Here is a 13566-nt window from a genome sequence, read left to right on the forward strand (position 1 = left end):
CCGTCCTCAGTTCAGCGCTTCCATGCGCAGCTTCGTCACCTTCGACACGACCGTCGCGAGGCTCTCGATTTGCGCGATCGCCGCATTGACGTTCTTCTCGACCGTTTCGTGCGTGATCAGGATGATGTCGGTTTCGCCGTTCGCGTCGTCGACCTGCTCCGACTCCTTCTGCAGCAGCGCGTCGATCGAGATGCCCGATGCGGCGAGGATGCGCGTGATGTCGGCCAGCACGCCGGTCTGGTCGGCGACGCGCAGGCGCAGGTAGTAGCCGCTCGTCACTTCCTCGATCGGCAAGATCGGCGTGTTCGACAGGCTGTCCGGCTGGAACGCGAGATGCGGCACGCGATGCTCCGGGTCGGCCGTATGCAGGCGCGTGACGTCGACGAGATCCGCGACCACGGCCGATGCGGTCGGCTCAGCGCCCGCGCCCTTGCCGTAGTACAGCGTCGTGCCGACCGCATCGCCGTGCACGACGACGGCGTTCATCGCGCCTTCGACGTTCGCGAGCAGGCGTTTTTCCGGGATCAGCGTCGGGTGCACGCGCAGCTCGATGCCGTTTTCGGCGCGGCGCGTGATGCCGAGCAGCTTGATCCGGTAGCCGAGCTCTTCCGCGTAGCGGATGTCGGTCGCATCGAGCTTGCTGATGCCTTCGACGTACGCACGGTCGAACTGCACCGGCACGCCGAACGCGATCGCGCTCATGATCGTCGCCTTGTGCGCGGCGTCGACGCCTTCGATGTCGAAGGTCGGGTCGGCTTCCGCGTACCCAAGCTCCTGCGCGGCCTTCAGCGCGGTCGCGAAGTCGAGCCCGCGATCGCGCATTTCCGACAGGATGTAGTTGGTCGTGCCGTTGATGATGCCCGCGATGTACTGGATGCGGTTCGCGGTCAGGCCTTCGCGCAGCGCCTTGATGATCGGGATGCCGCCGGCGACGGCCGCTTCGAACGCAACCATCACGCCCTTTTCGCGCGCGGCCTCGAAAATCTCGGTGCCGTGCACCGCGAGCAGCGCCTTGTTTGCCGTCACGACGTGCTTGCCGTTCGCGATCGCGCGCAGCACGAGCTCGCGCGCGATGCCCGTGCCGCCGATCATCTCGGCGACGATCGCGATCGACGGATCGTCGACGACGGCGTTGAAGTCGTCGGTGATCTGCGCGACGGCGGCATCACCGCCGAGCGCAGCCTGCGCCTTGGCCGGGTTGCGCACGGCAATGCGCGCCACCTCGATGCCGCGCCCCGCGCGTCGCTTGATTTCTTCCTGGTTGCGGCGCAGCACCGTGAAGGTGCCGCTGCCCACAGTGCCGAAGCCCAACAGGCCAACTTTGATCGGTTCCATGCTGCGTGTGATCGATGAGTAAGAAGTAGTGAATTCCGTGTGGCCTTGCCCGCTCACACCGAATGGCGCTTGCGGTAGCCGTCGAGGAAGCGTGCAATCCGGTTGATCGAATCGGTCAGGTCGTCGAGGTTCGGCAGGAAGACCACGCGGAAGTGGTCCGGCGTCGCCCAGTTGAACCCCGTGCCCTGCACCAGCAGCACGCGCTCCTCGAGCAACAGGTCGAGAATGAACTGCTGGTCGTTCTGGATCGGGTAAAGCTTCGGGTCGAGGCGCGGGAACATGTACAGCGCGGCCTGCGGCTTCACGCAGGTCACGCCCGGGATCGACGTCAGCATGTCGTACGCAAGCTCGCGCTGCTTGTACAGGCGCCCGCTCGGCACGATCAGCTCGTTGATGCTCTGGTAGCCGCCGAGCGCCGTCTGGATCGCGAACTGCCCGGGCACGTTCGCGCACAGGCGCATCGACGACAGGATGCCGAGCCCCTCGAGGTAATCCTTCGCGCGCCGGCGGTTGTCGCCGCCGAGGCCCGATACGGCCATCCAGCCCGCGCGATAGCCGCACGAGCGATAGCTCTTCGACAGGCTGTTGAACGTGACGGTGATCACATCCTCCGACAGCGCCCCCATCGCCGTGTGCTCGAGGCCGTCGTAGACGATCTTGTCGTAGACCTCGTCGGCAAACACGATCAGCCCGTGCTGGCGCGCGATCTCGAGCAGCTCGAGCAGCAATTCGTCGGAATAAAGCGCGCCCGTCGGGTTGTTCGGGTTGATCACGACGATCGCCTTCGTGTTCGGCGTGATCTTGCTGCGGATGTCGTCGAGATCCGGCATCCACGCGTTCTGCTCGTCGCACACGTAGTGCACGGGCGTGCCGCCCGACAGGCTCACCGCCGCCGTCCACAGCGGGTAGTCGGGCGCGGGCAGCAGCACTTCGTCGCCGTCGTTCAGCAGCGCCTGGGTCGCCATCACGATGAGCTCGGACGCGCCGTTGCCGATGTAGATGTCGTCGAGGCCGACGCCCACGACGCCCTTTTCCTGCGTGTAGTGCATCACGGCCTTGCGCGCCGAGAACACGCCCTTCGAATCCGAATAGCCGGACGACGCCGGCAGGTTGCGGATCATGTCCTGGATGATCTCGTCCGGCGCGTCAAAACCGAACGGCGCGAGGTTGCCGATGTTCAGCTTGATGATGCGGTGGCCTTCTTCCTCGAGGCGCTTCGCGTGCTCGAGCACCGGGCCACGGATGTCGTAGCAGACGTTGAGCAGCTTGTTCGACTTCTGAATCGGTTTCACGACGACACGGTTCCTGGGTTGGCCTTGCGGCCGGGGGGGACGGGATCAAAACTGGAAAGCGGCCGGTCTGTGCGCGCTGTCTAGACTGGAAAAAGCGGGCGGTCGGACGCGGCTTGTGGCGACGCACGACGCAAGTGGCGCCCGGGGGCGACCAAAAAGTTATAATTTAGCGGATTTTGGCCGACTTTCGCAATGCACCATAGCCGCGCCGGGCCCGCGCCGTCAGGCGCCCCCGTGTGGCCAGGCGCGTGAAACCGGCCCCCCGGGCCGCTGCGGCCCTGCGAACCATTCCCCTACGGAACCGCGGAATACCGATTTGAAACTGCACCAGGACACGAGCGGCGCGCTCAACACCGTCACCGGCTACGGCCCCGATTACGTCGACGTCAATCTCGAACGCCATGAAACGAGCGTCATCGTGCTGCCCGGCGCGCCGGTCCAGGCATGGCCCGTGTCGTCGTTCGACGCGCTCGCGCCCGAGCATTTCGCGATGCTGCTCGACCCGACGCCCGAACTCGTGATCTTCGGCAGCGGCGCGCGGCTACGCTTCCCGCACCCGCGGCTCGTCGCGGCGCTCACGGCGAAGCGGATCGGCGTCGAGACGATGGATTTCCAGGCGGCCTGCCGCACCTACAACATTCTGATGGCCGAGGGCCGCAAAGTTGCCGCCGCGCTCTTAATTGAACGTTAATCCCCGATGCGGTAAAACTCGGGCCGGCGCAGCGGGTCGATCCCTCCGATCGGCCCGGCGAGGCCGCCCGCCTCCGGCGCCACCCGCCGGCGGCCCGTCACAACAACCAACAGGCTGAAAATCCATGAACGATACGCCGTCGAGGCTACCGCTCAATCGCATCACGCTCGTCCTCCTGCTCGTCGCGCTCGCGATCGTCTGGTTCGCGCCGCTCGGGCTGCGCCACCTGATCCCGAGCGACGAAGGCCGCTACGCGGAAATGGCGCGTGAGATGTTCGTCACCGGCGACTGGATCACGCCGCGCTACAACGGCTACAAGTACTTCGAGAAGCCGCCGCTGCAGACCTGGCTGAATGCGCTCACGTTCGCGTGGTTCGGCATCGGCGAATGGCAGGCGCGCCTCTACACGGCCGTCGCGAGCTTCGCCGGCGTGCTGCTCGTCGGCTACACCGGCGCGCGCCTGTTCAATCCGCTGTCGGGCTTCCTCGCGGCCGTCGTGCTCGCGAGCTCGCCGTACTGGAACCTGATGGGGCACTTCAACGCGCTCGACATGGGGCTCGCGTTCTGGATGGCGCTGTCGCTCTGCTCGCTGCTGCTCGCGCAGCGGCCCGGGCTGCGCCCGGCCGCGACGCGCGGCTGGATGTGGGCGTGCTGGGCCGCGATGGCGTTCGCGGTGCTGTCCAAGGGCCTCGTCGGCCTGATCCTGCCCGGCGCCGTGCTCGTGCTCTATACGCTGATCGCGCGCGACTGGGCGCTGTGGAAGCGCCTGTACCTGGTGAGCGGCCTCGTGATCTTCTTCGCGATCGTCACGCCGTGGTTCGTGCTCGTCCAGCAGCGCAACCCCGAATTCTTCAACTTCTTCTTCATCGTCCAGCAGTTCCGCCGGTACCTGACCCCGGAACAGAACCGCCCGGGCCCGCTGTACTACTTCGTGCCGGTGCTGCTGGTCGGCTTCCTGCCGTGGCTGTCGGTCGCGTGGCAGAGCATCCGCCACGCGCTGCGGATGCCGCGCCAGCCGAACGGCTTCTCGCCGATGCTCGTGCTGCTGATCTGGAGCGCATTCATCTTCCTGTTCTTCAGCACGTCGCATTCGAAGCTGATCTCGTACGTGCTGCCGGTCGCGCCGGCGCTCGCGCTGATCATCGGCGCGTACCTGCCGCTGATGTCGGCCGACCGGTTCCGCCGCCACCTGCTCGGCTACCTCGTGTTCTTCGTCGCCGCGGCGTTCGGGATCATCTTCCTCGCGTACCTGGGCGATGCCCGCACGCCGAACGCGCTGTACCGCGCGTTCCAGATGTGGCTGTACGCGGGCCTCGCGGTCTCGGCCGCGCTGACGCTCGCAGCCGCGTGGCTGAACCGCCGCACCGGCGTGGCCGCCGCGATCGCCGCGTTCGGCGCCGCGTGGCTCGCGTTCGGCACGATCGGCGGCACCGGGCACGACGAGTTCGGCCGCTACAGCTCGGGCGCGCTGCTCGCGCCTGCCGTGCGCGCCGAACTGGCGAAACTGCCGTCCGACACGCCGTTCTACTCGATCGAGATGCTCGACCACACGTTCCCGTTCTATATGGGCCACACGACGATCATGGTCCAGCGCCAGGACGAGCTCGCGTTCGGGATCTCGATGGAGCCGAACAAGTGGATTCCGACCGTCGGCGAATGGATCACGCGCTGGAAGCAGGAAACCCATGCGCTCGCGATCATGCCGCCCGGCCAGTACGACGCGCTGGTCAAGGAAGGCGTGCCGATGCGCGTGATCGCGCGCGACAACCGCCGCGTGATCGTCGAGAAACCGCAATCGTAAGGACGCCCATCGCATGAATCCCGTTTCACTCGTCTGCATCGTCACCGGCGTGATGCTCAACGCCGTTGCGCAACTTCTGCTGAAAGCCGGCGTCAACGCCGTTGGGCACTTCGAATTCAGCCGTGCGAACATCCTCCCGGTCGGGCTGAAGATCGCGACCCAGCTGCCGATCATCGGCGGCCTCGGCTGCTACGTGCTGAGCGTCGTCGTCTGGATTCTCGGGTTGTCGCGGGTCGACGTGTCGATCGCGTACCCGATGCTGTCGCTCGGCTACGTCGTCAACGCGTTCGCGGCCTGGTACCTGTTCGGCGAGGTGCTGTCGGTCCAGCGGCTCATCGGCATCGGCATCATCCTGATCGGCGTGCTCGTGCTCGCGCGCAGCTGAGCACGCCCCGCGGCGTTAAGCGTCCGCCTACAAAAAATCACGGTACGAATCCGCCAACCGGTGTTTAATGCCGGTTTCGGGCGGGATCGCCCGACCCTTTTATTACACGCCATTACAGGCCAACGCGTTCATGAGCCAGACAACCGCTCCGTTTCTGCCGTTCACCCGACCGGAAATCGACGAGGAAACCATCCAGGGCGTCGTCGACGTGCTGCGCTCGGGCTGGATCACCACCGGCCCGCAGAGCCAGAAGTTTGAAGCAGCGCTGTCCGAGTACTGCGGCGGCCGTCCGGTCCGCGTGTTCAATTCGGGCACCTGCACGCTCGAGATCGGCCTGCGCATCGCGGGCGTCGGCGCCGGCGACGAGGTGATCACGACGCCGGCGTCGTGGGTCTCGACCAGCAACGTGATCATCGAAACGGGCGCGACGCCCGTGTTCGCCGACATCGATCCCGTCACGCGCAACATCGATCTCGACAAGCTCGAGCAGGCGATCACGCCGCGCACGAAGGCGATCATCCCGGTGTTCCTGTCCGGCCTGCCGGTCGACATGGACCGCCTGTACGCGATCGCGCGCGCGCACAAGCTGCGCGTGATCGAAGACGCCGCGCAAGCGTTCGGCTCGACATGGAACGGCAAGCGCATCGGCGCGATCGGCGACATCGTGTCGTTCAGCTTCCACGCGAACAAGAACCTGACGACGATCGAAGGCGGCGCGCTCGTGCTGAACAACGAGGACGAGGCAACGCTCGCGCAGAAGTACCGGCTGCAAGGCATCACGCGCACCGGCTTCGACGGGATGGACTGCGACGTGCTCGGCGGCAAGTACAACCTGACCGACGTCGCCGCCCGCGTCGGCCTCGGCCAGTTGCCGCACATCGACCGCTTCACCGCACAGCGCCGCGTGCTCGCCCGCGCGTATTTCGACGCGTTCGACGGCAGCGCGGCCGTGAAGCTCGGCGTCGGCCTGCCGGTTGCCGACTTCGAGAACAGCAACTGGCACATGTTCCTGATCACGCTGCCGCTCGAGCGGCTGACGATCACGCGCGCCGAATTCATGGCGCAGCTCAAGGAACGCGGCATCGGCACGGGCATCCACTACCCGGCGATCCATCTTTTCACGCTGTACCGTGCGCGCGGCTTCAAGGAGGGCATGTTCCCCCACGCCGAACGGTACGGCGCGTCGACCGTCACGCTGCCGCTGTTCACGCAGATGACGGAAGACGACGTGCGTCGCGTGGTCGACGCCATCAATCAGATTTGCGAACAATACGGAAAATAAGCGTACATGAGTCACCTTGAAGCACGCGCCGGGCATCCGGGCGCCGGGCACCTGGACGCCGGCCGGCCCGAAGTATCGGTCATCATCCCCGTGTACAACGAGGAAGACGGCCTCGCCGCGCTGTTCGCGCGGCTGTATCCGGCGCTCGACGCACTCGACACGTCATACGAAGTGATCCTGATCAACGACGGCAGCCGCGACCGCTCGGCCGCCATGCTCGCCGATCAGTTCCACGTACGGCCCGACACGACGCGCATCGTGCTGCTCAACGGCAACTACGGCCAGCACATGGCCATCCTCGCGGGCTTCGCGCAGTCGCGCGGCGAGATCGTCATCACGCTCGACGCCGACCTGCAGAACCCGCCCGAGGAAATCGGCAAACTGATCACGAAGATGCGCGAGGGCTACGACTACGTCGGCTCGATCCGCAAGCAGCGCCAGGACAGCCTGTGGCGGCGCAAGGCGTCGCAGATGATGAACCGGCTGCGCGAGCGCATCACGCGCATCAAGATGACCGACCAGGGCTGCATGCTGCGCGCATACAGCCGCCGCATCATCGACACGATCAACGTGTGCGGCGAAGTCAACACGTTCATCCCCGCACTTGCGTACACGTTCGCGCAGAAGCCGACCGAAATCGAGGTCGCGCACGAGGAACGCTTCGCGGGCGAATCGAAGTATTCGCTGTACAGCCTGATCCGGCTGAACTTCGACCTCGTGACCGGCTTCTCGGTCGTGCCGCTGCAGTGGCTGTCGTTCATCGGCGTGATCCTGTCGCTCGGCTCCGCCGCGCTGTTCGTGCTGCTGCTGGTGCGCCGCTTCATCGTCGGCGCGGAAGTGCAAGGCGTGTTCACGCTGTTCGCGATCACGTTCTTCCTGCTCGGCGTGATCATCTTCGCGCTCGGCCTGCTCGGCGAGTACGTCGGCCGCATCTACCAGCAGGTGCGCGCCCGTCCGCGCTACCTGATCCAGGCCGTGCTCGAACAGCACGACGGCGTGCCGGCGGTTCCGGCCGCCGCGAAGCACCCGGGAGCCGCGCAATGAAGCCGCGCGCGGTCGTCTTCGCGTATCACAACGTCGGCGTGCGGTGCCTGCAGGTGCTGCTCGCACGCGGCGTCGACGTCGCGCTCGTCGTCACGCACGAGGACAACCCGAACGAGAACATCTGGTTCGGCAGCGTCGCGTCCGTCGCGGCCGAGCACGGCATTCCGGTGCTCACGCCGGCCGATCCCGCTGATCCGGCACTGCGCCGCGCGGTGTCGGATGCGCAGCCCGATTTCATCTTCTCGTTCTACTACCGTCACATGCTGCCGGTGGACCTGCTCGCGATCGCGCCGCGCGGCGCGTACAACATGCACGGTTCGCTGCTGCCGAAATACCGGGGTCGGGTACCGACCAACTGGGCCGTGCTGAACGGCGAGACCGAAACCGGCGCGACGCTGCACGAGATGGCCGCAAAGCCCGACGCGGGCGCGATCGTCGGCCAGACCGCGGTGCCGATCCTGCCGGACGACACGGCCACGCAGGTGTTCGACAAGGTCACGGTAGCCGCCGAGCAGACGCTCTGGCGCGCGCTGCCCGCGTTGCTCGCGGGCGAGGCGCCGCATCTGCCGAACGATCTGTCGACCGGCAGCTACTACGGTGGGCGCAAGCCCGAAGACGGCCGCGTCGACTGGTCGAAGCCGGCCGCGCAGGTCTACAACCTGGTGCGCGCGGTCGCGCCCCCGTATCCGGGCGCGTTCACCGACGTCGAAGGCGCGCGCTTCGTGATCGCGCGCGCGCGCCTCGCGGCGCCCGGCAGCGCGGCGGCGGCCGCCGCGGCAGATTTGCCGCCCGGCCTGCACGTAAGCGATAATGCGCTATTCGGCGTCTGCGGCGACAGCCGCGCCCTATCCATTCTCGAGCTGTGGCAGCAGCGCGACGGCAGCGAAACCGTCGTGACGCCCGCGGAATTCGCGCAGTTCATTCATTCTTCCCGTCATTCATGAAAGCAAAAAAAGTCCTGATCCTGGGTGTGAACGGCTTCATCGGCCATCACCTGTCGAAGCGCATTCTTGAAACCACCGATTGGGAAGTGTTCGGCATGGACATGCAGACCGATCGGCTTGGCGACCTCGTCAACCACGAGCGGATGCATTTCTTCGAAGGCGACATCACGATCAACAAGGAGTGGGTCGAGTATCACGTGAAGAAGTGCGACGTGATCCTGCCGCTCGTCGCGATCGCGACGCCCGCCACCTACGTCCAGCAGCCGCTGCGCGTGTTCGAACTCGACTTCGAGGCGAACCTGCCGATCGTGCGTTCGGCAGTCAAGTACGGCAAGCACCTCGTGTTCCCGTCGACCTCCGAGGTCTACGGCATGTGCTCGGACGAGCAGTTCGATCCGGACGCATCGGCCCTCACCTACGGCCCGATCAACAAGCCGCGCTGGATCTACGCGTGCTCGAAGCAGCTGATGGACCGCGTGATCTGGGGTTACGGGATGGAAGGCCTGAACTTCACGCTGTTCCGTCCGTTCAACTGGATCGGCCCGGGCCTCGACTCGATCTACACGCCGAAGGAAGGCAGCTCGCGCGTGGTCACGCAGTTCCTCGGCCACATCGTGCGCGGCGAGAACATCAGCCTCGTCGACGGCGGCTCGCAGAAGCGCGCGTTCACCGACATCGGCGACGGCATCAGCGCGCTGATGAAGATCATCGAGAACAAGGACGGCGTCGCGTCGGGCAAGATCTACAACATCGGGAATCCGAAGAACAACTTCTCGGTTCGCGAACTCGCGCACAAGATGCTCGAACTGGCCGCGGAATACCCCGAGTACGCCGATTCGGCCAAGCAGGTGAAGCTCGTCGAAACGACGTCCGGCGCCTACTACGGCAACGGCTACCAGGACGTGCAGAACCGCGTGCCGAAGATCGACAACACGATGCAGGAGCTTGGCTGGGCGCCGCAGGCGACGTTCGACGACGCGCTGCGCAACATCTTCGAAGCGTACCGCGGCCACGTCGCCGACGCGCGCGCGCTCGTCGAACAGCAAGGCTGACCGGGACGTTCGCTTGGCTCGTATCGTCCTCAAGATCGACGTCGACACGCTGCGCGGCACGCGCGAAGGCGTGCCGAACCTCGCGCGCATCTTCGACCGCTTCAGTGCGCGCGCGACCTTCCTCTTCAGCCTCGGGCCCGATCACACGGGCTGGGCGCTGCGGCGCGTGTTCCGCCCGGGCTTCCTGAAGAAGGTGTCGCGCACGTCGGTGGTCGAGCACTACGGCCTGAAGCAGCTGATGTACGGCGTGCTGCTGCCGGGCCCCGACATCGGCCGCCGTGCGATCGCCGACATGCGCGCGATTCACGAAGCCGGCTTCGAATGCGGGATCCACACGTGGGATCACGTGTACTGGCAGGACAACGTCCGCGGGCGCGATCGCGACTGGACCGCGCGTGAAATGCAGAAGAGTCACGCGCGCTTCATCGAGATCTTCGGCGCGCCGCCCGTCACGCACGGCGCGGCTGGCTGGCAGATGAACGATGCCGCGTTCGAGCAGATCGACGCATGGGGGATGCGCTATGCATCCGACGGGCGCGGCCATTCGCCGTACCTGCCCGTCGTCGGCGGCCGCACGCTGTCGCACGTGCAGATGCCGACCACGCTGCCGACGCTCGACGAAGTGCTCGGCATCGACGGCGTCGACACGCACAACGTCGCCGCACATATCCTCAAGTTCACCGAAACCAATCCGCACGACCAGGTGTTCACGCTGCATGCGGAACTGGAAGGCCAGAAGCTCGCGCCCGTGTTCGAGCAACTGCTCGCCGGCTGGCGTGCGCAAGGCCACACGTTTGCGACGATGGGTGACTACCACGCGACGCTGGACCGCGACTCGCTGCCATCGTACCCTGTCACGTGGGGCGAAATCCCCGGCCGCTCCGGCGAACTGATCGTCCAGCCCGACTGAGTTCGCGCGAGCCGGCGTCGCCCGCAGCGCCGTTGCCACGCGCTGCCGCGACGCCCTGCCGCACCGCGCCGCCGTAGCGGCGCCTTTCCATAACAACAGGAGAAACACGTGTCTGTCGAAGTTGACCGTCAAGTTCCCGATTTCACCGCACCGGCCACGGGCGGCGACATTTCGCTGTCCGACCTGAAAGGCAAGAAGCTCGTCCTGTACTTCTATCCGAAGGACAACACGCCGGGCTGCACGACCGAAGGGCTGCAGTTCCGCGATCTCTATCCGAAGTTCAAGAAAGCCGGTGCGGAAGTCATCGGCGTATCGCGCGACAGCCTGCGCTCGCATGACAATTTCAAGGCAAAGCTCGAACTGCCGTTCCCGCTGATTTCCGATGCCGACGAAGCGCTGTGCGCGCTGTTCGATGTCATCAAGATGAAGAAAATGTATGGCAAGGAAGTGCGCGGAATCGAGCGCTCGACGTTCCTGATCGACGCCGACGGCGTGCTCCGTCAGGCATGGCGCGGCATCAAGGTGCCGGGTCACGTGGACGACGTGCTAAAGGCTGTACAAGCGCTTTGAGGCGCGTTATATTGGGCCGCAATGAATGCCAGTTCGCCCCATATTTCTCGTAGCTGCGCCGGTGCCCGTTGCGATGCTTCCCGGCACCTGACGCGCATCACGACGGTACCAGCCGAGCCGCATGTCCCTGTCGACGGGGCAGCGGCTTTTTTTATGGATTGCGCGCCGGCCCTCCCGGTCCGGCCCTAACCGCATCGAGGAGCTGATCGACACTTAGGCGAACCGGCTAGACGAACTTCCTGTGCGCCACCGCGCGCAAACTGCATGCGTCTACGTCACGCAGGATGCGATCAGCGGCGCACGCCATGCGACACGATTCCTCCCGAGGGACACCATGCCTTTGCCTACCCCCCCCAGCAAGCTCGGCAGCCTGCTGCCGCCCGACGAATACAAGGCGAAAGCGCGGCCCGCGAAAGCCGCGAAGAAATCCGCCGAAGGGGACGCATCCACAGCCGGTGACTATGGTCCGGCCAGCGTGGCCCAACCGATGATCGAAGCCGCGAACACGGCCGCGCCGCTGCGTGCCGTCGCGTCTTCGGCGCCTGACGCCGCACCCGCACGCGGCCGCAAGACCAGACAGACAGCCGCCCTGTTGCAGCCGATGCCCGCGCCCGTCGAACCCGCGGCGCCCGTCGTCGCACGCAACGACAAGCCGGCCGCCGGCAAACCGGCCGCGGCGCCCGCGCGCGACGCCGGCGCCGCGACGAAGTCGCGCAGCCGCAAGCCCGCCGAAGCCGAACTGCAGAAACTGTTCGTGCTCGACACCAACGTGCTGATGCACGACCCGAGCAGCCTCTTCCGCTTCGAGGAACACGACGTCTATCTGCCGATGATGACGCTCGAGGAACTCGACAATCACAAGAAGGGGATGTCGGAAGTCGCGCGCAACGCACGCCAGGTCAGCCGCACGCTCGACGCGCTCGTCGCCGACGGCGGCCCGATCTCGGACGGCATTCCGCTGTCGCGCCTCGGCAGCCGCGAGGCGCTCGGCCGCCTGTACTTCCAGACGAAGCTCGCCGACATCGCGCCGGTCGAGGGCCTGCCCGAAGGCAAGGCCGACAACCAGATCCTCGGTGTCGTGCGCGCGCTGCAGCGCGACCGGCCCGACCGTCAGGTCGTGCTGGTGTCGAAAGACATCAACATGCGGATCAAGGCGCATGCGCTCGGCCTGCCCGCGGAAGACTACTTCAACGACCAGGTGCTCGAGGATTCGGATCTCCTCTACACCGGCGTGCGCGAACTGCCGCAGGACTTCTGGACCAAGCATGCGAAGGGCATGGAGAGCTGGCAGGACACGAAGACGGGCACCACGTATTACCGCGTGACGGGCCCGCTCGTCGCGTCGATGCTCGTCAACGAGTTCGTCTATCTCGAGCCGCAGAACGGCGAGCCGACGTTCCATGCGATCGTCCGCGAGCTGAACGGCAAGACGGCGTTGCTGCAGACGCTGCGCGACTACAGCCACCACAAGAACAACGTGTGGGGCATCACGGCGCGCAACCGCGAGCAGAACTTCGCGCTGAACCTGCTGATGAACCCCGAGATCGACTTCGTCACGCTGCTCGGCCAGGCCGGCACCGGCAAGACGCTCGTCGCGCTCGCGGCCGGCCTCGCGCAGGTGCTCGACGACAAGCGCTACAACGAGATCATCGTGACGCGCGCGACCGTGCCCGTCGGCGAGGACATCGGTTTCCTGCCCGGTACCGAGGAAGAGAAGATGCAGCCGTGGATGGGTGCATTCGACGACAACCTCGAAGTGCTGCAGAAGACCGACGACGCTGCCGGTGAATGGGGCCGGGCTGCAACGCAGGAGCTGATCCGTTCGCGCCTGAAGGTGAAGAGCATGAACTTCATGCGCGGCCGCACGTTCGTCGACAAGTACCTGATCATCGACGAAGCGCAGAACCTGACGCCGAAGCAGATGAAGACGCTCGTCACGCGCGCGGGCCCCGGCACGAAGATCGTGTGCCTCGGCAACATCGCGCAGATCGACACGCCTTACCTGACCGAAGGCAGCTCGGGCCTGACCTACGTCGTCGACCGCTTCAAGGGCTGGGGCCACAGCGGCCACGTGACGCTCGCGCGCGGCGAACGTTCGCGGCTCGCCGACTACGCGTCGGACATCCTGTAACACCGCAAGCCGGCCCGTCGGCCGGCTGTCGACGCCACACGGCGCTCCGTTTCCGGAGCGCCGTTTTTATTTGGGGTCGAAGACAAAAGTAACGCTTCGTCACGCAACAACGCAGTTTACGCGCGAAAC

The 13566-nt window shown here is 65.8% G+C and carries 12 protein-coding genes and 1 pseudogene; 10 read left to right on the forward strand and 3 right to left on the reverse strand.

Annotated elements, in window-relative coordinates; genetic code table 11:
• Positions 1-6: 6 nt before the first annotated feature.
• A complete protein-coding gene (locus tag OHZ10_RS09930) occupies positions 7-1335 on the reverse strand; it encodes a homoserine dehydrogenase (RefSeq protein ID WP_059233981.1) in 1329 nt (442 codons plus the stop codon).
• A 53-nt stretch (positions 1336-1388) separates the two neighbouring features.
• On the reverse strand, positions 1389-2627 hold the full coding sequence (locus tag OHZ10_RS09935; protein ID WP_059233980.1) for a pyridoxal phosphate-dependent aminotransferase: 1239 nt from the start codon (positions 2625-2627) through the stop codon (positions 1389-1391).
• Positions 2628-2943: 316 nt separating this feature from the next.
• On the opposite strand from OHZ10_RS09935, the gene OHZ10_RS09940 reads away from it, so the two are divergent.
• The 9 genes from OHZ10_RS09940 (at position 2944) to OHZ10_RS09980 (ending at position 11306) form a co-directional block, all read left to right on the forward strand.
• The gene (locus OHZ10_RS09940) at positions 2944-3318 is read left to right on the forward strand and encodes an Mth938-like domain-containing protein (RefSeq protein WP_012328660.1); all 375 of its coding nucleotides are present in this window, start codon (positions 2944-2946) and stop codon (positions 3316-3318) included.
• A gap of 124 nt (positions 3319-3442) precedes the next feature.
• Positions 3443-5119 (forward strand): glycosyltransferase family 39 protein, encoded by a 1677-nt coding sequence (locus tag OHZ10_RS09945; RefSeq protein ID WP_174994138.1) that lies wholly within the window; start codon positions 3443-3445, stop codon positions 5117-5119.
• A 13-nt stretch (positions 5120-5132) separates the two neighbouring features.
• Entirely contained in the window at positions 5133-5504 is a 372-nt protein-coding gene (locus OHZ10_RS09950; RefSeq protein WP_059233978.1) for an SMR family transporter, read from the forward strand.
• Between the two features lie 130 nt (positions 5505-5634).
• Complete coding sequence (locus tag OHZ10_RS09955; RefSeq protein WP_059233977.1) at positions 5635-6786, forward strand: DegT/DnrJ/EryC1/StrS family aminotransferase; 1152 nt, start codon at positions 5635-5637, stop codon at positions 6784-6786.
• A gap of 6 nt (positions 6787-6792) precedes the next feature.
• Positions 6793-7830 carry a glycosyltransferase gene (locus OHZ10_RS09960; RefSeq protein WP_174994139.1) on the forward strand — a complete coding sequence of 346 codons (1038 nt, stop codon included), beginning with the start codon at positions 6793-6795 and terminating at the stop codon, positions 7828-7830.
• Entirely contained in the window at positions 7827-8774 is a 948-nt protein-coding gene (locus OHZ10_RS09965) for a formyltransferase (protein WP_059233975.1), read from the forward strand. Before OHZ10_RS09960 ends, OHZ10_RS09965 begins: the two co-directional genes overlap by 4 nt.
• On the forward strand, positions 8771-9826 hold the full coding sequence (locus tag OHZ10_RS09970; protein WP_059233974.1) for a bifunctional UDP-4-keto-pentose/UDP-xylose synthase: 1056 nt from the start codon (positions 8771-8773) through the stop codon (positions 9824-9826). Before OHZ10_RS09965 ends, OHZ10_RS09970 begins: the two co-directional genes overlap by 4 nt.
• 13 nt (positions 9827-9839) lie before the next feature.
• Positions 9840-10736, forward strand: coding sequence for a polysaccharide deacetylase family protein (locus tag OHZ10_RS09975; RefSeq protein ID WP_256084972.1), 897 nt, complete (start codon positions 9840-9842; stop codon positions 10734-10736).
• Positions 10737-10844: 108 nt separating this feature from the next.
• Positions 10845-11306, forward strand: coding sequence for a peroxiredoxin (locus OHZ10_RS09980; RefSeq protein ID WP_034207483.1), 462 nt, complete (start codon positions 10845-10847; stop codon positions 11304-11306).
• 185 nt (positions 11307-11491) lie between these two features.
• On the opposite strand, the pseudogene OHZ10_RS09985 reads toward OHZ10_RS09980, so the two are convergent.
• Positions 11492-11745, reverse strand: a pseudogene (locus OHZ10_RS09985) (hypothetical protein); the annotation flags it as partial.
• Here OHZ10_RS09985 and OHZ10_RS09990 point away from each other — a divergent pair.
• On the forward strand, positions 11641-13437 hold the full coding sequence (locus OHZ10_RS09990; RefSeq protein ID WP_059233972.1) for a PhoH family protein: 1797 nt from the start codon (positions 11641-11643) through the stop codon (positions 13435-13437). The pseudogene OHZ10_RS09985 and the gene OHZ10_RS09990 sit on opposite strands and share 105 nt — an antisense overlap.
• Positions 13438-13566: the final 129 nt, after the last annotated feature.

The sequence above is a fragment of the Burkholderia arboris genome (assembly GCF_038723655.1).
In the GTDB taxonomy this organism is placed as follows: Bacteria; Pseudomonadota; Gammaproteobacteria; order Burkholderiales; family Burkholderiaceae; genus Burkholderia; species Burkholderia arboris.

What these genes read in the sequence shown, in the direction of transcription:
- OHZ10_RS09955 (WP_059233977.1), top strand. Translation starts at nt 5,635, where the DNA reads ATGAGCCAGACAACCGCTCCGTTTCTGCCGTTCACCCGACCGGAAATC.
- OHZ10_RS09960 (WP_174994139.1), top strand. Translation starts at nt 6,793, where the DNA reads ATGAGTCACCTTGAAGCACGCGCCGGGCATCCGGGCGCCGGGCACCTG.
- OHZ10_RS09945 (WP_174994138.1), top strand. Translation starts at nt 3,443, where the DNA reads ATGAACGATACGCCGTCGAGGCTACCGCTCAATCGCATCACGCTCGTC.
- OHZ10_RS09930 (WP_059233981.1), bottom strand. Translation starts at nt 1,335, where the DNA reads ATGGAACCGATCAAAGTTGGCCTGTTGGGCTTCGGCACTGTGGGCAGC.
- OHZ10_RS09990 (WP_059233972.1), top strand. Translation starts at nt 11,641, where the DNA reads ATGCCTTTGCCTACCCCCCCCAGCAAGCTCGGCAGCCTGCTGCCGCCC.
- OHZ10_RS09970 (WP_059233974.1), top strand. Translation starts at nt 8,771, where the DNA reads ATGAAAGCAAAAAAAGTCCTGATCCTGGGTGTGAACGGCTTCATCGGC.
- OHZ10_RS09950 (WP_059233978.1), top strand. Translation starts at nt 5,133, where the DNA reads ATGAATCCCGTTTCACTCGTCTGCATCGTCACCGGCGTGATGCTCAAC.
- OHZ10_RS09965 (WP_059233975.1), top strand. Translation starts at nt 7,827, where the DNA reads ATGAAGCCGCGCGCGGTCGTCTTCGCGTATCACAACGTCGGCGTGCGG.